At 42.8% G+C, this 21,434-nt stretch carries 15 protein-coding genes; 5 read left to right on the plus strand and 10 right to left on the minus strand.

The window, feature by feature from the left end; all coding sequences use genetic code 11:
- Positions 1–69: 69 nt before the first annotated feature.
- Complete coding sequence (locus KDU71_RS06385) at positions 70–1,941, minus strand: helix-turn-helix domain-containing protein (protein WP_212189087.1); 1,872 nt, start codon at positions 1,939–1,941, stop codon at positions 70–72.
- Positions 1,942–2,159: 218 nt separating this feature from the next.
- Here KDU71_RS06385 and KDU71_RS06390 point away from each other — a divergent pair, with 218 nt between their 5' ends.
- A complete protein-coding gene (locus KDU71_RS06390; RefSeq protein WP_212189088.1) occupies positions 2,160–2,957 on the plus strand; it encodes an HAD family hydrolase in 798 nt (265 codons plus the stop codon).
- A gap of 145 nt (positions 2,958–3,102) precedes the next feature.
- Positions 3,103–4,776 carry a PNGase F N-terminal domain-containing protein gene (locus tag KDU71_RS06395; protein WP_212189089.1) on the plus strand — a complete coding sequence of 558 codons (1,674 nt, stop codon included), beginning with the start codon at positions 3,103–3,105 and terminating at the stop codon, positions 4,774–4,776.
- A 651-nt stretch (positions 4,777–5,427) separates the two neighbouring features.
- Here the strand turns inward: KDU71_RS06395 and KDU71_RS06400 are convergent.
- Complete coding sequence (locus tag KDU71_RS06400; protein ID WP_212189090.1) at positions 5,428–6,780, minus strand: MATE family efflux transporter; 1,353 nt, start codon at positions 6,778–6,780, stop codon at positions 5,428–5,430.
- A gap of 213 nt (positions 6,781–6,993) precedes the next feature.
- Complete coding sequence (locus tag KDU71_RS06405; RefSeq protein WP_212189091.1) at positions 6,994–8,907, minus strand: beta-N-acetylhexosaminidase; 1,914 nt, start codon at positions 8,905–8,907, stop codon at positions 6,994–6,996.
- Between the two features lie 197 nt (positions 8,908–9,104).
- On the opposite strand from KDU71_RS06405, the gene KDU71_RS06410 reads away from it, so the two are divergent.
- The 3 genes from KDU71_RS06410 to KDU71_RS06420 all read left to right on the plus strand — a co-directional run bounded on the left by KDU71_RS06410 (position 9,105) and on the right by KDU71_RS06420 (position 12,333).
- Positions 9,105–10,583, plus strand: a complete 1,479-nt coding sequence (locus tag KDU71_RS06410; RefSeq protein ID WP_212189092.1) for a carbon starvation CstA family protein — start codon at positions 9,105–9,107, stop codon at positions 10,581–10,583.
- Positions 10,584–10,589: 6 nt separating this feature from the next.
- Positions 10,590–11,711: a nucleotidyltransferase family protein gene (locus KDU71_RS06415; RefSeq protein WP_212189093.1), complete on the plus strand. Its 1,122-nt coding sequence runs from the start codon at positions 10,590–10,592 to the stop codon at positions 11,709–11,711.
- Positions 11,712–11,793: 82 nt separating this feature from the next.
- Positions 11,794–12,333, plus strand: coding sequence for a GNAT family N-acetyltransferase (locus KDU71_RS06420; RefSeq protein ID WP_212189094.1), 540 nt, complete (start codon positions 11,794–11,796; stop codon positions 12,331–12,333).
- A gap of 458 nt (positions 12,334–12,791) precedes the next feature.
- On the opposite strand, the gene KDU71_RS06425 is transcribed toward KDU71_RS06420, so the two are convergent.
- The 7 genes from KDU71_RS06425 to KDU71_RS06455 form a co-directional block, all read right to left on the minus strand.
- Positions 12,792–13,793, minus strand: coding sequence for a mevalonate kinase family protein (locus KDU71_RS06425; protein WP_244828244.1), 1,002 nt, complete (start codon positions 13,791–13,793; stop codon positions 12,792–12,794).
- On the minus strand, positions 13,771–14,802 hold the full coding sequence (locus tag KDU71_RS06430) for a diphosphomevalonate/mevalonate 3,5-bisphosphate decarboxylase family protein (RefSeq protein ID WP_212189095.1): 1,032 nt from the start codon (positions 14,800–14,802) through the stop codon (positions 13,771–13,773). The genes KDU71_RS06425 and KDU71_RS06430 overlap by 23 nt, the downstream gene beginning before the upstream one ends.
- Position 14,803: 1 nt before the next feature.
- Positions 14,804–15,727: a GYDIA family GHMP kinase gene (locus tag KDU71_RS06435; protein WP_212189096.1), complete on the minus strand. Its 924-nt coding sequence runs from the start codon at positions 15,725–15,727 to the stop codon at positions 14,804–14,806.
- Positions 15,728–17,032 (minus strand): hydroxymethylglutaryl-CoA reductase, encoded by a 1,305-nt coding sequence (locus KDU71_RS06440; RefSeq protein WP_212189097.1) that lies wholly within the window; start codon positions 17,030–17,032, stop codon positions 15,728–15,730.
- A 1-nt stretch (position 17,033) separates the two neighbouring features.
- Positions 17,034–18,035: a beta/alpha barrel domain-containing protein gene (locus KDU71_RS06445; RefSeq protein ID WP_212189098.1), complete on the minus strand. Its 1,002-nt coding sequence runs from the start codon at positions 18,033–18,035 to the stop codon at positions 17,034–17,036.
- A gap of 41 nt (positions 18,036–18,076) precedes the next feature.
- The gene (locus tag KDU71_RS06450; RefSeq protein WP_212189099.1) at positions 18,077–19,225 is read right to left on the minus strand and encodes an acyl-CoA dehydrogenase family protein; all 1,149 of its coding nucleotides are present in this window, start codon (positions 19,223–19,225) and stop codon (positions 18,077–18,079) included.
- Between the two features lie 270 nt (positions 19,226–19,495).
- Positions 19,496–21,430, minus strand: coding sequence for an acetyl/propionyl/methylcrotonyl-CoA carboxylase subunit alpha (locus tag KDU71_RS06455; protein ID WP_212189100.1), 1,935 nt, complete (start codon positions 21,428–21,430; stop codon positions 19,496–19,498).
- Between the last annotated feature and the right edge of the window lie 4 nt (positions 21,431–21,434).

Genomic DNA, 21,434 nt, shown 5'->3' on the forward strand with positions numbered 1-21,434 from the left:
TTAGTAGCACGTCACCTTTAGGCCTGCACTTTTATTGTAATATTGTGGAATAAATGTGTATTCGTGTTACTATTTTGTATACGGAAGTTTCATTTTTTGTAACAGATGTATATATCGAACATCATCTTTAATGTCTTTACTATGGGGGTAAAAGTTAAGATAGGTAATGGGATATGTTTTATCATCAATGGCTTCATTCAGATATTTAAAGGCATCGTCTTTAAAGCCTAAGCTAGAAGCCATCATGCCTCTATAGCACGAATTTATAGGTTGAGTTTGGGCTAAAGCTTCATAGTGTTGCCATATTTCCAAAGCCTTTTCTCGCTGCCCGCTTTCAATGTAGCAAAAGGCACGTTGGGCATCCCAATACATACCTTTAGGCAAGCGCTCGTGATAGGCAATTGCCTGAAGGTACTTTTTTTGGTAAAGGCAACACCTGCCCAGTATCAGTTGACCATAGGCGGCGTTGGCATTTAAGTCCAAAGCACGGCGGGCAGATTGTTCAGCTTTGTCAAATTGATGGTTGTGGACATATATTAGTCCCAGCCAGGCATGAAAGGAAGCGGAAAGAGGATCAAGTATAGTTGCCTGGTATGCATGTTCAATGGCTTTCTTATTGTTATTGAAGAGTACGTAATACCACGCATAATGAGCATGAGCTACAGCATTATTAGGATTGACATCAAGTGCACTTTCGAATGATGATGCAGCAAGCGACCAGTTCCAATCCTGATAAAGAATCAACAAAGATAGAGCAGTGTATGATTCGTCAAGAGTCGGATCGAGTTTAATGGCTTTATTGGCAGCATTAAAAGCCTTTAAAAACGCTGAATGAGCATCAAGCTGGCCATGGCCCATAGTGGCATAGCCAAGTGCCATACCGGCATAAGCAAATGCATCACCAGGATCTTTTTCAATGGCTTCTTCCAGGTAGGTGATACCTTCTTCAAAATCTGCAGTGTTGCCCTGATGCAATAAATACATTCCTCTAAGGTAAGCTTTGTAAAGTTCCGGATTAACAATTTGGGTGTTTTGCATTTGCTTGTATTCCTTATTGGAGATGTTAGCTCTTATTTTTTTAGCTATAGCTTGTGCAACCTTCGATTGTATGCTCAGTATATTGGCTAAACTATCATGAAAGTCTAATGTCATCAAGTGTTCTTCTTTACGGCCAACTTTTATGACTTGAATAAGCAGGTGAATGCTATCGCCAGCTGATAGTATTGAGCCTTCAATGATAGTGTTAACATCCAGTTCTTCAGCGATGTCTTTAATTAACATATCGCTGTCTTCATAGCGTAGTGTAGATCTGCGTGAGATGACTCTTAGTGCCGATATCTGGCCTAGTTCACCAATTAATGCGTTGTGTATACCGTCTATAATATAATCATTTTCAGCTGAACCTGTCAGGTTTTCAAGTGGTAAAACAGCTATAGACTTAGGTGTAGCTAATAATGCTGTAAGAGAGAATAATAAGATAAAACCGATACCTGCCAATGCAATAATCGTAGCTATAAATTTAACTCTAGTTTTAGTTAATAAGAGGTGAATTCTAGTATTGGCAGTTGTTTGTTCAAATCGTTTGACCTGATCTTCGGCTTGAGCTTCTTTTTTGATCTCGCCTGGTGATATATGGTAATAGCTTTTAAAAACTTTATTAAAGTAGCTGGGGCTTTTAAAGCCTACGCGGTAGGCTGTTTCTGAGACTGTTGCAACGTTGTGTTCCAATAAATCTCTAGCCCGGCTTAAACGCACATGTGAAATTGTTTCACTTGCACTCTTACCTGTTAATTTGGTTAGTTTTCGATGTAACATTGAACGACTCAATCCTACCTGGCAGGCCAATTCTTCTACCGAAAAATTCTCATTGTCAATGTTCTGTTCAATGATATCCTGAACTTTGCTAATGAATTGATCATCCATAGATTGATGTTCTTCCATGGCAGTAGTTGTGAATAGTGATGATTGAATGTTCGCAATAGGTAAAGATACGACCTCATGGCAGACCATGACAAGAGCGATACTGTATAATTTGATGAGTACTAAATAATGCTTGCAGTCCTTTATTATTAGGGTTTTGACTTTCTTTCAGAATATTAACATTTGTCGTGGCATCAGCTGATTTATTCAATTTATATTTGCTGGAAAATTTATAGGCGATGATTAAGATGATTGTGTCTGATATGGACGGTACACTATTAAACTCCAAAAAGCAACTGCCCAACGATTTTGCTGAGGTTTATGAGCAAATCACAAAGGCAGGTATACAGTTTGTAGTGGCCAGTGGGAGGCAATATTATACATTGATAGATGAATTTGCTCACCTCGATCATAACATTGCCTTTGTAGCTGAAAATGGCGGGTATATTGGCTGGAACGAGCAAACCAAAGTGATGCAGCCATTACTTATGACGGAAATAAAACCACTGATACTGGCGGCCAGAGAAGCAGGGTCTAATATTGTGTTATGTGGCAAAGAAGCGGCTTATGTCGAAAATACTTCCTCAGATGCCTTTAAAGCCGAACTGGCCAAATACTATGCAAAGCATCAGTTGGTTGATGATTTACTGCGTGTTGATGACCACCTGCTGAAAATTGCTATTAATGATTTCTCAAATATCGAGACGCAGGTTTATCCACTTTTAAAGGCACGTTTTGGGCACTTATTTCAGATTAGTACATCCAGTCCTATTTGGCTTGACGTAATGCCCAATGGGATTAATAAAGGCAGGGCGCTTCAGTTTCTGCAACAAGAGTTGGGTATTTCAGCCAATGAAACAATGGCTTTTGGCGATTATCTGAACGATTATGAAATGCTGCAGGTAGCAGGGCACAGTTATGCTATGGCTAATGCGCACCCTGACATAAAAGAGGTGGCCAGGTTTTCAACCCTGAGTAATGATGAAAGCGGCGTATTGCATGCGATTCGTAAGAGCTTGGCTCAATTAACCAATTAAGGATGCCATTACCTGTTTTAACTCTTTCTTGAACATTTGTTCCCTTTATATGTAACAATGGCGTTTAATTTTGTAGTCAAACTACAATTAACTCAATTTGAAACATATGAAGATTTTTTGTTGGTCGCTACTAACTCTCATACTAATGAGCAGTGCATTAGCGCAGGATTATTCCAAACAGGGGACAGTATCTTACAAAGTATTGTATAATGGCAAAGAGCGTGGCGATATGCCGCTATTGCATGTTATGTATGCCAAACAATCTGCAAAGGTTTGGCGCGACCAACCTGTGGTGGAACAACTGATACCAGGTTATGCCCAAGAGGCTACTTATGTTGATTACATCAACAAGGAGTTGATTCAGATGGCTTCGTTTGATGATGGTGATGTTTATAATTCGAGCACTGACTTTGATGGTTTGCCAACATTGGAATTAACCGATAAAACACGCGAAATAGAAGGCTACATTTGTAGGCAGGCTAAAACAGTTATCAACTCCAATCATATTGAGGTGTGGTACACCACCGAAGCTGGCATTCAAGGCTCGCCTCAACCACATGTGGGATATGTGCCTGGCCTGGTGCTCAGCATCGTTCGTAATGGCAACTATGAGACACTCGCCACCAAAATTGATATTAAAAGAAAGAAAGCTAAAGAATCAGTATTGCCCGCTTCTATTGGGCAGACGGTGACGAAGAATGAGCTGGGTGATATCAAGCGGGAGAAAATGATTATCACCACTCGAGTGTTTGACGATGAGCAAATATGCTGGGGTAAAGATAAAATGGAGGTGACTGAGCCGGTGCTGGATTCGGTTTATCACTTCGCTGGTGGCACCTTGATTGTAAAAAAGGTGAAACTGCCCGAAACACCCGACCATTATTCGGTGTTTGCTGAGATTGAGCAGTATAGTAATGGCGATGCCTACGACCGCACCGGCTCGGTGTTTGTGATACCAACCAATCGGGAGCAGAGCTTCTGGGATGGGCTAAGAGATGGCATGGGTACCTTGCCCGTTTATTACGATGCCGACAGCCTCGATTATCAGGGTGTTGTAGTGACAGATAACTATGAGCCAGTCGTTGAACTGGTGCGTTTCTTTACCACCTTTGGTGTGCGCCATTTTAACGATCGAGTGAAAATTAAGGATATTGAATGGGAAGACCACTCCATATATAAGCAGGATATTACCGAACTGAAGTCATACCTGGAAGGCGAGGTGCTGATTGGCGCATTTATTGGAAATTATGATAGGGGCGGACATAAGCTGTCGCTCGATATTAAGGCGTATCCGGGTAGTTTCGATTGGAAAGAGGATGCGGGTAAAAAGCAATATATGCAACCGCTCTTTAATACCTGTAATGTGATGGAGATGGGTGGCCAGCGCTATGGTACCATGTTTAAAAATGACAGTCTGACGCTTGAATTTACGGTACCTGAAGGAGCCAGGAATATCAAACTGCGATATATAACAACTGGTCACGGTGGCTGGGGTGGCGGCGATGAGTTCAACCCTAAGCAAAATGAAATTTTTATCGATGGTGAACGTGTATTTGTATATACGCCCTGGCGCACCGATTGTGCAGCATATCGCAAGCACAATCCTGTGTCGGGTAATTTCTGGAATGGTATTTCTTCATCGGATTTAAGCCGAAGCGGCTGGTGTCCGGGTACGGCCACCAATCCCGAATATGTGGAGTTGCCCGATTTAAAGCCAGGACGTCACCAATTGAAAGTGGCTATTCCACTTGGAGAGCGAGCCGGAACAAGTTTTAGTGCCTGGAATATTTCAGGTATTCTGATAGGTGAGTTTGAGTAGAAGTTAGAATGTGTGAATCTGAAAAGGTCAATACTGAATTGTATTGGCCTTTTTCTTTTTATTCACCCCACAATGGAGGTTGTGAGAATATGGTGTAGGCTTCAGTTTCCTTCTTCTAAATTCAGGACGTTATCAAATGGCATATTTCAGTTCACTATACAATTATTAGGATAACAGAAATCCATTTTGAAGCAGCAATTAAAATCTATGGTAAGGTTTATATGAATGATGGCAAGGGGAACTGGATGGGTAGTAGTTGTTGATTAATCTGATTAAGAAAGAAGTTGGGTGGGCTATAAAAAAAGAGAGGACAGATACGTTTATCTGTCCTTACCCTTAAATCAGCTAACTAAATCCAAGTTTTATGAAAAAATCCATTACAAAGATGGGGATATTTTTGGGGGTTGCAAGAGTGAAAGTGTTAAAAAATTGTAAAAGCACTATTAAAATAGGGGGGTATTTGTAAAAATACTAATTAATGACATGTTTCGGTAATGAAAATAGGGGGGTGTGATTCAATAAAGTGCTTAAATATATACTTGAAATTGTATTTTTGTAGGGGGTGAAAGTAACAATCCCCGTTTGATTGCCATTTTATCTGCAATAAACGGGGGTTGCTTTATGTTTGACACTTTTTAATATTTAATGCTGTTAAGTTGTAATTTGAAGTGCTTTTTTATTCAGCTTCTGAAGTCGAAAATGGAATAGCAAGGCACAAATGCCTAATCCGACCGGAAAGCCCAGCCAAATGCCTATTTCACCAAATCCACCTATAAAGGCAGCCCAGTAACTAAAGGGGATGGCAATACCAAAATAGGAGATAATGGTTAAAATACCGGGGATGGTAGCGTCGGCCATACCTCTTAAAATGCTTGAGTAGATGATTTGTACGGCATCAAAAAGCTGAAAGATTACCAGCACTACAATCATTTTAGATGCTAAAGCAATCACCTCCGCATCGTTAGTAAAGAGCTGGGGTAGCCAGTTGCGTAATAATATAAAAGCGGATGATATAACCACAACCATCACAATAACAATCTGAAAAGAAGCCTGTGAGGCTTGTTTAATCAATGCGGGTACCTGGCGGGCCGAAAACTGACTGATGCGAATTGTGGTACCCGCACCAATACCCTGGTAAAGCATAAAACCAAAAGTGGAGAGGCTGATAACAATCTGATGGGCGGCCAGACCGGTATCACTTATCCAACCAATCATAATGCCGGCCACAATAAACGCCGATGCCTCTGAAAACAGATGTAAGCCCATTGGAACACCCAGTTTGACAATTGATTTAACCGTCTGCAATACCTTTTTAAAAGTCAGCTTAACAGCTGCAGATTTCAGTGGCTTATACCTTCTGATGAAGACAGTCATTATAACAGCCATTGCCACCCGTGCTATGAGGGTTGACCAGCCGGCTCCGTAGAGGCCCAGTTCGGGTGCTCCGAGCTTACCAAAGATAAGGATGTAGTTACCGAGGATATTCATCACATTAGCTATTAGCGTAACAACCATGGCCAGGCGTGTATTTGAAAGACCTTCGGCGAGTTGCTTGCCACTTAAAAACAGCATGAGTGGTATAATGGACAGGCTGATGATGCTAAAGAAGGTTTGTGATTGTTGAATTATATTCTCAGGCTGATGCATAAAAGGCATCGCATAGTACAGTGCCAGGCAGGTGAGCGCCAGGATGATACCCATTAGGCTGTTGGTGGCATAAGCTCCATACTTCAGAAAATGCAATTGTTCGTACTGCTTTTTACCAAATGCTTTACCTACCAATGGCGTGATGGCCATGGCAAAACCCATTCCGAAAATAAGTGGTAATGAAAACAAGGTATTGGCAAAGGCCGCAGCAGCCAATTCTGTTTTACCCAAATGGCCAATCATCATGTTGTCAACCATTCCAACGGTAATTTGTCCTACCTGCGCTATAATAACAGGCAACGCTAATCTTCGTGTTTCGGCATAGTGCGGACGAAACAAACGCCAGTATCGCTTCATAATAAAAATAAAATAAACTAATTACAATGTGGGCGAGACCTTGCCCTTTAATACACCTGCAACATTCAAGGCTTGCAAAACGAGGTTTTGGGCTTCAAGGTGAGAAGTTTTGAAATGTCGGTCATCAATGTATTAAAGTCGCCAAAGACGGAGGCAAAAATAGTTGGTTTTTGTGTTAATACGCGTTAAAAAACTATGTCATTTGGTAATTATTTACCGGTATGTCTTCAGTATGGCCTTCATTTTATTTGCTGAATCAGCAAGACCTCCATCACGATTTCTCATTCGCCATATGGTTTCGTGCTGTGCAATAAGAGCTTCCAATTCCTGCTTTAGTTCGGCTTTTCTGGCTGCATCCAGACTGTCAAACTGTCCATTTGTGGTGGTGAGCTTAGCCAGTGCCAGATGGCAGGCATGTAGTGCTAATGTGCTGGCCTGTGTCACCTCTTGTCGGACAATATCAGCATCGGCACATTGGATAGGGGCAGCTTGAAATGCGGCGAGTTGTTGCTCAATAAAAGCAATGGTTGCTTCAGTATTGGTTTTATTAATCCTCTTAAGCCATCGATCGGTTTTAATGGATTTGCTGTTACGTTTCAGTAATTGATGAAATATATTACTGTTGTCAGTCGAGGCATGCATCTTAAGGTAGGCATTGCCCAGGTTGACCAGTGCTGTTCCACTCTGTCCGCTTGTGTCATTCAGCACCTGCAGCGAAACGTGTTGTGCAATGTTTATTTCGGTATTGCTTTCAACGCTCCAGCTGAGTGCTGCTCCATATAAAAGGGCAGGGTAGCAAACGCTAAGTGGTTGCCAGTGGCCCTGATCGCCCCAGTTAGTGTTCAGAAAGCCATTGGCACCGTATTGCTTGCCGTTGATGGCGGCATTTTTTAAGTTGGCAAACGCATTTTGGTTGCGCCCAATGATGCTGTTCCAGGTAGATGTGCCCGGACATACATAATAGGGCAGACCAGCCTTCTGGAACTTTGGACAATTCTTATCGAATGGGTAATCGGCCTCATAACCCCAGATAAGGGCCACCATGTCTTTGGGGAGCTCAGGTATCAACTCGGGGTGGTGCAGAATAATATCGCCCCAAAACTGTGTTGTGCGATTGTATTTATCCACTTCTTCTTTTAGTTCGAGAACAAAATCGAGGTACACACGGCCTTTGCCTTTTTGCTGGCATAGTGCCTTTGATTTACCAACGCCAAGTTCAACAGTTTCGTCGCAGCCAATATTAAAATATTGGCTGGTAAAGTTGGGCAGCAGCTCGGCATATAGCTCTTGCATCAGCTCTAGTGAGCCAGGTTCAACGGGACTAAGACTGGTGCGCGACATCATGCCCCAGATGGTTTTGCCGGGTTGTGGCAGTTCGGCCAGGTGTTCATATTCCTCGTGTATCAGCCAGCGCTTCATATGACCAAAGGAATTCTGGTTGGGCACCAAATCGATATAATGACGCCGACAATAGGCATCTAAAGTCTGTACCTGTTCGGCCGTCATGGGGCTGGCATCTTGCCATACGGTCTGATGATTCTGATAGGCAAAGGTGTGTTCTGTATATAATTGCAGCTCATTAATTTTCCATGACGCCAGCTTATCCACAATGCCATACAGTGTTTCCATGGTGGGGACTTTATCACGACTGATGTCCAACATTACACCACGTCGTTCAAAATCGGGGTCGTCAAGAATGGTTACCAATGGCCAGTAGCCATGGTGAACAGCATAGCGGCCTACTTGCTGTAATGTCAGCAATCCATAATACACGCCTGTTTCACTGCCGCCAGTTAGCTGTATATTATACTCGCTGATGGCTAGCTTATAAGCTTGTGGCTTCAGTTGCGTGTCAATTATTATTGAGAGTGCGGATTGGCCAATTAGCGCAGGGGTAGGCAAAAGTTTTGTTTCAATACCGGTTTGTTCAAAGTTGGTAAGTAAATGAAGTAACGGTTTGCTCCATTGAACAGCAGTGCCAGGCAGGTGAATCGTCAGACTAGTTGCTTGCAGTTGTCCCTCATGTATTTGAAGTGCTTTAGGTGCTGGCAACAAATAGTTGCTTAAAACAGAGGCGATGCTCAATTGACCTGTCAAAAGAACAAGGCATAAGAAAAGGATTCGCATATGACCGGTTTATCAATTTAATTCCGAAAATACGAAATGCACTGGCGATTGCAAGAAAAGGGTGGGAATTCTTTTGTGTGCAGTTACATCCTGCATAATAGAAAAACACTCAACTAACGCATTATTTTTACGCACATGATTGTCTGCTTTTTATAAACCATTAGTTTTGTTAATGTGAAACTCCTTATGATTATACTATGTGGACATTTGTTGGAGCCATTGTGGTTTTAGTACTTGGCTTTATCTTTTACGGCAGATTTATAGAGCGCTTCTTTGGGGCGGACGACAGCAGACCAACACCAGCTATTAAACAAGCCGATGGTGTTGATTTTGCGCCCATGGCTACCTGGAAAGTATTTACCATTCAGTTTTTGAATATTGCCGGACTGGGTCCTATATTCGGAGCCATTTTGGGAGCTATGTATGGGCCAATGGCCTATGTATGGATTGTGTTGGGCTGTATTTTTATGGGGGCTACTCACGATTATTTCTCTGGCATGCTGTCTATTCGCCACGGAGGCGCAAGTATTCCCGAGATTGTGGGTAAATATCTCGGACCGGGATTTCAGAATTTTCTACGGGTGTTTACTTTGTTGCTGTTAATCTTTGTTGGGGTTGCTTTTGTTTCGGGGCCAGCCGGCCTGTTGGCCAACCTCACCGGTGGCGGTCTGCGCATCTGGTTATACGTGATATTTGCCTACTACCTGATTGCTACTTTATTGCCCATCAATAAAATCATTGGTAAAATATATCCACTCTTTGGCGCTGCTTTAATAATTATGGCACTCGCCATTGCCGGAGCGATGCTTTGGGGGGGACTGTCGGGTACATTGCTGATGCCCGAGCTATCGGCTGCCAGCTTTGCCAACTGGCACCATCATCCTACCGAAAATATCCTGTTTCCTATGATGTTTATTGTCATATCCTGTGGAGCTCTGAGTGGTTTTCATAGTACGCAGGCTCCTATGATGGCTCGTACCATTAAAAAGGAAAGCTATGGTCGTTATGTGTTCTATGGCGCGATGGTGGCAGAAGGGATAGTTGCTATCATCTGGGCAACCGCTGCAATGACCTTCTTTGGCGGCGCCGAAGGCTTGAATACAACCATGCAAATGGATGGACATAATCCGGCCTGGGTGGTGAACGAAATCAGTGTAGCGTGGTTAGGGTCTGTTGGGGCTATTTTCGCCATTATTGGTGTTATAGCCTGTCCGATAACAACCGGCGACACAGCCTTTAGAAGTGCAAGGCTTACCATTGCCGATGTATTTAAATACGATCAGTCGACCATTAAAAAGCGCTTAATCATTAGTCTTCCGTTATTTGCTGTGGGTTTTATATTGTCGCAGCTTGAGTTTACAACGATCTGGAAATACCTGGGGCTATCGAACCAAATACTGGCTGTGGTGGTGTTGTGGACAGGGGCCATGTACCTCGCTAAAGTCAATAAGGCGCACTGGTATTTGTCATTACCTGCTGCATTCATGACCGTGGTTTGTATCACCTATTTGATGGTGGCTCCTTTGAAAAATGGCGGATTGGCTATGGAAGCACAATTAGGAACAGTAATTGGCTTGCTGTCAGGTTTAATGGCTTTAGGCTTATTTATATTCCGTACCAGGCGAATCGCCATGAAAGCACAAGCTGTATTTGTAAAGGTAGATGATATAAAATAGCACTGTATGGGCGATGAGAGCATAATACAATCGACTGAGAAGCAATGGCTGATTGAGGTTTTGGCTAATAAGCAACCAAAGTGGCCGATGAGCTGTGATGGTGATAATGCAGTGCATACAGCAGTGCAAAATGGAGTAGGGGCCTTGGTGTTCCAAACCATCAGTGAACAGAAGCTGGATTGTCCGCCGGAAGTAAAAGCCGAGCTGAAAAAAGCATATTTTACTAATCTGATGCGTAATGCTAATATAGAGCAGGTTTGGAAAGAGTTGAAAGTGGAGATGGAGCAACTTCAATTTAGCTATATACCGCTCAAAGGCATTTATCTATCGCAATACATCTACACTGATTCTACCCTGAGGGCCATGAGTGATATTGATGTATTGATGAAGCCTCAGGAAGCCGATGAACTCTATCTTCAATTACTTGGAAAGGGGGCTGTCAGTGCAGAACCCGGATATCAGCCGTATTCTTCAACTACTGATCACCATCTGCCCGGACTTACTTACAAAGGTGTATATATAGAACTTCATCGGGGATTATTTCCGGATGACGCTAACTATAACTTACCGGTTGATCTTATCTGGAAACAGGCTATCAGACACAAGCATACTTTGGGTATTCATCCACATCTGAATCTAATATATCTATGTCTGCACCTGTATTATACCGTTAAACGTGGTGGATTGCGCATTGGGTGGCTCTACGATTTTATTATCTATAGCCAATCTGATGAGTTCGGGCAGTGCGAGGGCGATTTTATGCAGCAACTGCATGAGCTTAACTGCACAGAACCAGTGTTGGGATTGCTTTATGCCACTGAAGATCTCTTTGCATATCACTTTGACTTTATTGAGCATGGAATTAAGGGTAAAACCATTCGCTCGGTTAAAAAGCGAATTATCTACTTTTTGAATCACCAAGGTGAGGGTGGAACTGATTACAGCTACGAGATAGCGCTTGAACGACTAAAAAATACAAAAGGATTGGCAGCAAAGTTGGCGTTTGTAAAGCAGCGAATTTTAAAACGTGATAATAATTCACAATCAACCCTTAAGCGTCTTGGTACCCTAAGCATCCGCATGCTGGGCATGCTGCGCCAAAAGATGATTAGTTTCTTCAGGTTTTAAGAGCTATTATGCTTGTAGCACGACTTCAAGAACCTTTATTGAACAGACTATTTAACTGTACAATCAACTTACGACTAAGCTAATGCATCTTAAAACCGAAAGATTAATTATTCGTCCTATTGAAGCTAATGACGCCAGTGCGTTATTTAAGTATCGTTCAGACAAGGAAGCTAATAAATATCAAGGGTGGATACCTGAAACTATAAAAGATGCAGAAGCATTTATTTCTAAAGTAGCGAAGCAGCCAAATGTGCCTGAGACCTGGTTTCAGCTGGTGCTGATAGAGCCAGCTACTCAGCAGATAATTGGGGATATTGGCTTACACTTCTTAGATAGTGATAATTTGCAGGTAGAGTTAGGCTGCACACTTGATAAAGAGTATCAGGGAAATGGATTCGCCACCGAAGCACTTGAAACGATGATAGACTATCTGTTCAATCACCTTAGCAAACACCGAATCATTACTTCTATTGACCCGTTTAATAGTAGTTCTATAAAGCTGGTTGAGCGTCTTGGTTTTCGCAAAGAAGCACATTTTGTACAGAGCCTGCTGATTAACGGGCAATGGGTGGATGACCTGGTTTATGCTGTGCTTAAAAAGGATTGGAAAACTATAGTATAATTGAAGGAATAGTAGACTATTGCTATAAAATTTGACATGGTAGATACGGTATTTGTTGGCAGGACATTAAAAATAGCGAAAGGCCCTGCATTTTAATTAGCAGGCCTTCGAAAATATGGGAAGGCCGTTGCGTTTTTATAGCAGGCCATGGAAAATATGGGAAGGCCGTCAAAAATATCATATTTTCAGCGCCCTTCCGTTTTTATACTATTTGCAAAGTGGCTGGATGATTGTTGTTTACATTTCTGGTTGTTATTGTGGAAGAAATACCGGACAAGGTCGTGTATCGCAGTCATTTTCATGTATCGCAGAGTCCATGTTCAGGTGCAAAGCATAGTGTCCCTGGTCAGGCTGTGAGTGCTGTAGACAATAGAAAGCTGTTGTTTAATATAATTTGTAGATATACGTTTCCGTTTGCTTGTTGAGGTTCTGTTCTATCAGTTTTTGACATCAGGCTGTTAAACTTCCTGATAAACAGGGATAATCTCTTTCCCTTTAGTGGCAAAATACGCTTTAGCAGCCGAATAATTACGCGTAAACCCCAGGAAGAAACCTCCGCCGCCCGAGCCACAAAGCTTAAGGGTATAGAGTTCTGTATTAAATCCTTCTTCCCAGAATGCCTGAATTGGCTCAGGTATCATCTCCTTAAAATAGTTAAGCTGAAAATGCGAAAGTTCTTTTAACGACTGAAACATATCATTCAATTGCCCACTTAGCATTGTGCTGATACAGCGATTGGTGGTAGGAATCAGTTGTGTATCAATCAGCTTTTTAAAGCCTGGGTCGCTCACCTTATCCATAAACTGCTTCACCAATGGAGCTGTTTTACCGGTGGTTTCGGCATCAAGCAAAAAGATGGCATCTTCGTTGAGTATATCCTGTCGAGGAATACCCACAGATGAAATATGGTGTGCATTTTCCAGTACAATTGGGTGTTTAAGATAGCAGATAAGCGGGTCGATGCCCGAACTGGTACCATGGTAAAACGACTCAATCTGAGCAAATGCCTTTTTAAGTTCAAACAGCTCTTTGTCGCTAATGTCGGCCCTGGCTTCAATTTTGTTGTTAGCATAACTGTTATAAAGCGTGGCCACCAAGGCACCACTACTGCCCAATCCATATCCTTCTGGGATGGATGATTCAAAATATAAGCCTTTTTTCAGGTCGTTAGTCAATCGCTCTGTATCAATATCAGCCAGTAGTACCTTTTGTTCTTTAAGCGAAACAATGTAATCGAACAGCTCCTTTAGCTGCAGATTTGAGTTTCTGGCAAAATTTAGATTGGTATAGCTATCACTGTTGATGAATCGCAGTTCCCCGTTGAAATGTGAATAGGGAATAGTGAGCCCCATTGAGCCTAGAATAATGCTGTATTCGCCAAACAGCATCACCTTTGAATAATAGATATCTTTTTTAGTTTGTTCCTGCATGCTTCTGTTAGTCAATCGAAATTTCGTCATAGATTACTTCCTGGTTGTCACAAAGCGGCCTAAGGTGTTCCTCAATAAATGGCAACAACACTTTACTCTGCGATTTAGGATAGATGAGGTGGATGTTGGGGCCTGCATCAAGGGTGTAGGTCACTGGTACATGCTGATGTTCCCTGAATTTAACAATACGCTTAATTGCCCGCAGCGATTCCGGAGCCATCAACGTATAGCCCGGTGAAGAGCTCATCATTAAACCGTGTAGGCTAAGGGCTTCTTCTTCACAAATCTGAGCAAAAGCTTTAAAATCACCATCTTTTATTGCTTTCAGCAGGGCGATGGTATTTTTATTGGCTTGCTCAATACGTCCGTGGCGGTAGGGGTGATGAGTCATTAGCTCGTGCCCCAATGAGCTGCTTACCGCTTTGCTGCCTTTACGTATGACCAGTATCGTGTCTTGTAAATCATTGAATGAATCATGTACCTGCTGGTTAATGCTAAGGCCATACTTGTTGGATGCCTCTGGCAGGGCTGATGTTTCACCCCATAATACCCAGCCTGACATAGTTGAACGGCAAGCACTGCCTGAGCCGAGACGAGCCATTTCGGATAGCATCTGGCGATAATCATTGAGTAGTTGTGAGGCATCTACCTGCTTCTGAATAGCCAATAAAGCTTTGGCTATGGACGCCATAGAGCTGGCCGAGGAGGCGATACCACTTGAATGGGGAAAGGTGTTGGAGCTTTCAATCTTCAAACGTCCGCTGCTTAGAAAGGGCAGAAACGTTTTCAGTCTGTCGCTTAAGGTTTGTAATTTGGGTAAAAAGTCAGGTTTAGCTATTCCTTCAAACAGGAACTCTATATTTAATGGAGCATCACCTGGCTGATAGGAGACCGCTGTTTTGGTTAATGCTTTTGAAAGCGTAAAGCTGATGCTTGGGTTGACCGGTTCCTGTATACCTTTTTTTCCCCAGTATTTGACAATGGCTATATTTGATGGAGCACTGGTGGCTGACTGATAGCTTTGAGTTGATATAGACATGTTACCCAATTTTTAATTCGTTTAGTTTAAATATGGTGTTCAGGCCTTTTTCAGAAAAATAGTCTTTAACATATTTTTCAGGTTCTGTTGAAGCTACCATGATAAAATCGCCCCCCCAGGCACCCAGTGCTTTAATAAAACCACGGAAATCCTTAAAATGTTCACTTTTGATTGGTGATAATTGAACAATCTTGCTGATGTGGGCTTCATGCTCTTCCATCAAATGGCCAAACTCATATAAGTCGTTACATGCAAGCATCCTATCAGTAAGAGAGCTGATGTGTTGGATACTTTCAGGGTGTATTTCCTTTTTGTTAAAGCTGGCAATAGCTTGCTGGCTGCTTTGTTTTCGGCCCGAATAGATGAAATATATTTGTTCATGAAAATCAGGCTGAAACTTTACAGATTCGTTTTTAGGAATGCCGTTCTTTAGCTCATAGACGATAGGCGATGTTACTGTTGCACAGGCAATGTCGTAACCTGAGCCACCAAAAGTGTCTTGCAGCAGAAGGTAGGGATTAACCCCCAGCCACTGCGCCAGTAGTGATATCAATGTTGAACTGCTTCCCCATCCCCAACTTGCATTAAACTCCAGGTGAGTTGTTACCTGCTTATTTTGTAGTAACTGTGTTATATCTTCTCGATAATCCAGACATTTACGAAGGATATCCGCCAGCCTTTGGGCCAGCAATAAATTGTCACACTCTAACACTTCTAATGATTGGTTGTAGCTGGCCTCAAACCAGCTGCCATTGACTGTACTTGCCTTCCATGTCAGAAAGTGAGTGTGATTCTCTTCAACTCTCAGGCTTTGTCCGTATTTTAAAGGTATCGCCAGTGATTTTGCACCTGCTAACACTAGGTATTCGCCGCTAATCAGCAGTTTGCCATGTGCATAGTATGACTCTGAGTTATCCTGCACCATCTATCTTCTAATCGTATTCAAAAAGTTTGCCACCATCGTGTAACTAACCACGCTATCCTTAAAATGTTTGGTAGCTGCAGCTTTTTCCGCTTCATCAGCACCAAAGGCATTAAGTATATTGCTCAGATGCAGTTTCATATGGCCTTTTTGTATGCCGGTGGTTACGAGAGATGCTACTGCAGCAAAGTTATTGGCCATGCCGGCTGCCGCTGCCACCTGCATCAACTGTTCGGCCGATGGTTGCTGTAATATGTGCATAGCTGCTTTGGCCATTGGGTGATTGTTGGTTAATCCGCCAACCGTACCCAATGCCAATGGCACTGTTAATGTGTATTTAAATTGTTCATCCCTCAGTTCAATGTTGGTGAGTGATGCATAGCGGCCGTTGCGCGATGCGTAGGCCTGTGCGCCGGCTTCAATGGCTCTGAAATCATTACCAGTGGCCAATACCACAGCATCAATGCCATTAAAAATACCTTTGTTGTGTGTAACGGCCCGGTACGGATCATTCATGGCAATGTCAACTGCTGTTTTAAATCGTTTTGCAAATTCTTTCGGTGTGTAGCTGCCTGCGTAAGGTCGCAGTTGTTCAATTGAGCAGCTTATTTTACATTCAACCAAACACTCAGGGGTGTAGTTGCTCAATATGGCCATGATAACCGATGCCTCGTGTTCCTGCTTAAGTTGAGGATGTTGGTTGATGTAGGCCATTAGCTCGGGACCGATGGTTTCGAGGCAGGTATTAATAAAATTGGCACCCATCGAATCGGCCGTTTGAAACTTAATTAGTGCCTGGTAGATATCCACTATATTTGGTACCTTTTCAAACTCAATGCCCGTTATGCCGCCACCTCGCTGTCGCATTTTAGAAGTGATGGTGGCAGTAGCAGTAAGGATTAAATCTTCTATCTCTTTCTTACGTTCATTAAGGGCATTGATATTGCCCTGCCAGTTGAAGAAGAGCTGACCATTCTTGGTGGTACTGATGACTCTGGTTTGGAAACCACCATTTTTAGCCCAAAAACCTGCAGCTTTTGAAGCAGCAGCCACCACCGAGCTTTCCTCAATCACCATGGGCACCATATACAATGTTTCATTTATCAGGAAGTTTGGCGCCAGGCTAAATGGTAAATAGAAATTTGAGATGATATTCTCCGAAATGTCATTAAATAAATGTTGCTGTTCAGGGTGAAGAAATGCCTCAAAGGATGCGGCAATTTCAGGTGCCAGCTGCTGTTGCTCAGCTAGCACCTTAATCTTTTCTTCCCGACTCAATTTAGAGAAACCTTTTATCAGTGATTGCATATTACGCTTGTTTGACTTTGAGGAAATTAGTTGCCAAGCTCCAGCTTTGGTCAATCTTCTCGACAAATGCGCGCAGCTTACTGTAATCGCCCATGGCATGACGCAGAAAAGCAGAACCCATGCCATAAAAGGCAGGTAGCTTCGAGATAGATGTCAGGTAATAACCATCCAGCACGCTTGAAATGCCACCTGATATGATGAGCTGCTTCGCCTGTATAGCTTCAAGCGGTAGTTCATCCACCAGTTTATTTACCATGTGCGTCATTTCTTCAGCTGTATGACCTACATGTATAAAAGGATTAAACACCTCGGCAGCAACAGCATCGGAACGGTTGAGTTCTACCAGTGAGAAATTGGTGCCTCCCATGGCCGCAAACTCGATAGCTTCTATCGGCAATTGTAATAACTGTTTCAGGCTGGCATAGCCAAATCCCTGACCAACCTCTTTGACGATGATCTTCATGGTGGTGTTCTCCAGATATTCCTGAAGCAGCTCTAAAGCCGGTCGCTTTAACTGATCGCCTTCGGGCTGAAAAGCTTCCTGTAGTGGATTGATGTGTATAATCAGGCCATCGGCATCCAATTTATCAACCAGTTCAGCTAGTTTATCTGAACTGCCATCTTGCAGCATGTTTTCTAACTGGCAGATGCCTATATTGGCAAACAGCGGGGCCTCATTGCCCATGATGGGGCGGACATTAAAATCTTCAAAGTGTTCAGGTGAGTCCAACAGGATGCGACATGAGCCCAAACCCATTCCCAAACCAAACTCGGCGCAGGCCTGAGCCAGGTTTTTGTTGATGGTGCCGGCTCGCTTGGTGCCACCCGTCATGCTTGATACCCATAATGGTAGCCGCATTTTTTTACCGGCGAAATGAAATTCCTGCTCCGTTTTATGGTGGGTACCAAACAAAGGCTCGTAATCAAAGCGGTTATCAGCATGCTTTGCTTCAAGTCGCGAGCTAAAAGCTAAATCAATATGGTCGCGTTTCCTGTCTTCCATTACCTGTAGTTTTGTTTAATTATGGTAAAAATAAGGTGAACTTAAACCAATCCCAAATGCTTACTGATAACAATGCGCAAAATTTCAGATGTGCCTTCACCAATTTGCAGAATACGCTGATCACGATAGAAGCGCTCAATGGCGGATGATTTTAGTAAGCCTTGTCCCGAAAAGATCTGAACGGCTTCATCTGCAATCTCTTTGGCAATGTCGCTACAATAAAGTTTGGCCATAGCTGCTTCTTTACCAAAAGGCTGTCCGGCATCTTTTAATGCACAGGCGTTATATAACGTATTGCGTGCCAACTCAAGTTTCAGGGCCATATCAGTCAATTTGAAAGCAATTACCTGGTTGCTGGCAATTGTCTGACCAAATTGTTCGCGCTTCTGAGCATAATCCAGAGCCATTTCGTAGGCTCCCTGTGCCAATCCTAATCCCATGGCAGCAATGGATAAACGTCCTGAATCAAGCGTCTTTAGCATTTGCCCCAGACCTTTGTCTTTTTTACCCAGAAGCTGATCTTTTTTGACCTTGATATCAGAGAATTTAAGTTCAGCCGTATCTGAGGCTCGCCACATCATTTTTCCAAAAATACGTTTAGTTTCAAATCCTTCTGAGTCTCTGTCAACCAGGATTGTTGAGAAGCGCTTCTTACCATTTTCTTCATTCGTAACGGCCAGAACGGTAATGCCTTTCATCAGTTCATTACTGCCATTGGTAATGTATCGTTTACTGCCGTTGATTAGCCAGTGAGCACCTTTGTCTTCAGCGATTGTCTCAACGCCCTGAGCATCGGAGCCTGCCATTACCTCTGTCAGACCAAAGGCCCAAAGTCCTTCTCCGGAAGTTAATAGGGGTACATATTTCTGGCGTTGTTCTTCGGTGCCAAAATGATATACGGGAGCCAGTCCCAGACTATTGTGAGCAGCCATAGTAGCAGCCTGCGAACTATCCACGCGAGCCAGTTCTTCAACAGCAATAATATAAGACAGGGTGTCTTTGCCCTGTCCGCCATGTTCTTTAGGAATATCGATGCCATATAACCCTGCTTGTCCCATTTTACGGGATAACTCCACCGAAAAGGTTTCGTTTTCGTCCAGCTGGGCAGCCATTGGTTTAATCTCTTTTTCGGCAAAGGCTCTCACTTCTTGTCTAAAAGCTTCGTGTTCTTTTGTACTTAGTATTGACATGTAATTTCTTGTTATGCTTTATTTCAAATTCAGTTATGTTCTTCCATTAGTATTAAAATCGGCTAAAATTTCAATGTTCAACCCATTACAGGGTTGCTTGATGATTTTTCCATTATCCCCACGCTCTGCATGGGGTTATTATTATTAATGTCCTTCAGACATTTCTTTATCCCAAAGGGATTTTACTTTAATAGCCACGGGTGTAACCCATGGAATATAAACACATCACCAACAAAACCCCGGAGTGGATTCAATTGTTAATGCGCATTATTATTCGTCAGCTTTGTAGGCCAGTAGGTTCTGATTGAACTTTACCTGCTGTCCTGCGCTGATATGTACTTTATCGATGATGCCATCTTTCCAGGCTTTAATATGGTTTTCTGTTTTCATGGCCTCAAGCACCAGTAGCAAATCGCCTTTTTTCACCTCTTGACCTTCATCTACATGCACTTTCATTACCTGTGATGGGATAGGAGCCAGGTAATGATCGCCATTTAAGGTTGTCTCTCCATTACTTTCAGGATGGTAGTCCGGTAGCCAGTCATGGGCTTTAATGCTTACCCATTGTTGATGATGATTGATGAGCACATTATCCGCTTCCTCAAAGCAATAGAAGTGATAATCCTCACGATCAAGCTGAAAGTTAAGCTGATGATTGTCTAATATGCAGTTTTTTAGCTGGAAAAATTCTTGATTGAGTTGAATGTTAAGGTCATTATCAATCAGATTGACTTCGCTCAGGTAGCGATTTTCGTTGATACTGAAAGTAAACAGCGGCAATTGTCGCCAAAAATGGCCTTGTTGTCGTAGGATGCGGTAGGCTGTATAAGCTAAACTGATGAGGTCATCATTATCAGCTGTAGTTTTCAGTAATTCTGCCAGATGCTCATCACAGAAACGGGTGTGTAAACTCGAATCTGTAAAAGCCTGATGTTGCAGCAGGGTGTTCAGGAAACCGGCATTGGTGGAAATACCCTGAATAATTAAATTATCATTTGCGTGTATTGCTTTTTGTATAGAAGTCGCCCTGTCTTTTGCATGCACAACCAGTTTGGCAATCATCGGATCAAACTGTGAATGTATCTCACCTGGTTGATTAAAACCTATCTCCAGTCGTGCGGAATTGGGATCAGGAAGCAATAGATTCTTTATTACTCCAGGGCTCGGTCTGAAATTGTTGGTCACATCTTCGGCACAAACACGCAATTCGATGGCATGACCATTAATAGCCAGGTCATTCTGGTTGAAGTCAAGAGTTAATCCATTGGCGATTTTAAACTGCCATTGAACTAAATCTACACCTGTGATTTCTTCTGTTACGCAGTGTTCAACCTGAATGCGTGTGTTCATTTCCAGAAAATAATGCTGCCCCTCATCATCCACTAAAAATTCAATAGTACCGGCATTGGTGTAGTTAATGGAGCGACAAAGTCGCAGGGCATCATTGTATAAACGTTGTTTTATGTCATCAGAAAGATGTGCAGCAGGTGCTTCTTCTATTATCTTCTGGAAGCGACGCTGTACCGAGCATTCTCTATCAAACAGGTGAACTTTGTTGCCATGCTTGTCAGCCAGCACTTGTACTTCAATGTGCCGTGCTTTTTGAATGTATTGCTCAACATAGAGACGTTCATCGCCAAAGTAGCGCAAGGCCTGCTTACTTAAAATGGGCAGGTGTTCGAGCAGCTCGTTTTTATTATGACATATTTGCATGCCTTTGCCACCACCCCCCATGGCAGCTTTAACAAGTACCGGGTAGGGCAGGGCATCTGCTTCAGCCAAAATAGTTTGCAGAGAACCTTCCCACGATTTGGTAAGTGATACATTGGCCTGTTGCGCAATGCTTCGGGCTACTTGTTTATCGCCCATCAGTTTGAGATTATTCGCTGATGGCCCTACGAATGTAATATCGGCCTTTTGGCAAGCCTCTGCCAGGTGTTGATTCTCCGACAAGAAACCATAACCCGGGTGTATACAGTCAGCTTTATACTGTCTGGCAATATCAATAATGCCTTCAATATTCAGGTAATTCTCTTCGAATGGTCCATCTGCAAATAGATGCACTTCGTCACTTAGCTGTGCCGGTAGTGTATCTTTTTCAAGTTCAGAGAGTGTGACAACCGTTTTCAAACCCAACTGATGCGCTGCCCTTATTATTCTGGCAGCAATTTCTCCTCTGTTTGGTATCAGTACTTTCCTCATCATTCTT

This window comes from Carboxylicivirga sediminis (genome assembly GCF_018156225.1).
Taxonomy (GTDB): Bacteria; Bacteroidota; Bacteroidia; order Bacteroidales; family Marinilabiliaceae; genus Carboxylicivirga; species Carboxylicivirga sediminis.

What these genes read in the sequence shown, in the direction of transcription:
- KDU71_RS06385 (WP_212189087.1), bottom strand. Translation starts at nt 1,941, where the DNA reads ATGGAAGAACATCAATCTATGGATGATCAATTCATTAGCAAAGTTCAG.
- KDU71_RS06390 (WP_212189088.1), top strand. Translation starts at nt 2,160, where the DNA reads ATGATTAAGATGATTGTGTCTGATATGGACGGTACACTATTAAACTCC.
- KDU71_RS06395 (WP_212189089.1), top strand. Translation starts at nt 3,103, where the DNA reads ATGAGCAGTGCATTAGCGCAGGATTATTCCAAACAGGGGACAGTATCT.
- KDU71_RS06400 (WP_212189090.1), bottom strand. Translation starts at nt 6,780, where the DNA reads ATGAAGCGATACTGGCGTTTGTTTCGTCCGCACTATGCCGAAACACGA.
- KDU71_RS06405 (WP_212189091.1), bottom strand. Translation starts at nt 8,907, where the DNA reads ATGCGAATCCTTTTCTTATGCCTTGTTCTTTTGACAGGTCAATTGAGC.
- KDU71_RS06410 (WP_212189092.1), top strand. Translation starts at nt 9,105, where the DNA reads ATGTGGACATTTGTTGGAGCCATTGTGGTTTTAGTACTTGGCTTTATC.
- KDU71_RS06415 (WP_212189093.1), top strand. Translation starts at nt 10,590, where the DNA reads ATGGGCGATGAGAGCATAATACAATCGACTGAGAAGCAATGGCTGATT.
- KDU71_RS06420 (WP_212189094.1), top strand. Translation starts at nt 11,794, where the DNA reads ATGCATCTTAAAACCGAAAGATTAATTATTCGTCCTATTGAAGCTAAT.
- KDU71_RS06425 (WP_244828244.1), bottom strand. Translation starts at nt 13,793, where the DNA reads ATGACGAAATTTCGATTGACTAACAGAAGCATGCAGGAACAAACTAAA.
- KDU71_RS06430 (WP_212189095.1), bottom strand. Translation starts at nt 14,802, where the DNA reads ATGTCTATATCAACTCAAAGCTATCAGTCAGCCACCAGTGCTCCATCA.
- KDU71_RS06435 (WP_212189096.1), bottom strand. Translation starts at nt 15,727, where the DNA reads ATGGTGCAGGATAACTCAGAGTCATACTATGCACATGGCAAACTGCTG.
- KDU71_RS06440 (WP_212189097.1), bottom strand. Translation starts at nt 17,032, where the DNA reads ATGCAATCACTGATAAAAGGTTTCTCTAAATTGAGTCGGGAAGAAAAG.
- KDU71_RS06445 (WP_212189098.1), bottom strand. Translation starts at nt 18,035, where the DNA reads ATGGAAGACAGGAAACGCGACCATATTGATTTAGCTTTTAGCTCGCGA.
- KDU71_RS06450 (WP_212189099.1), bottom strand. Translation starts at nt 19,225, where the DNA reads ATGTCAATACTAAGTACAAAAGAACACGAAGCTTTTAGACAAGAAGTG.
- KDU71_RS06455 (WP_212189100.1), bottom strand. Translation starts at nt 21,430, where the DNA reads ATGATGAGGAAAGTACTGATACCAAACAGAGGAGAAATTGCTGCCAGA.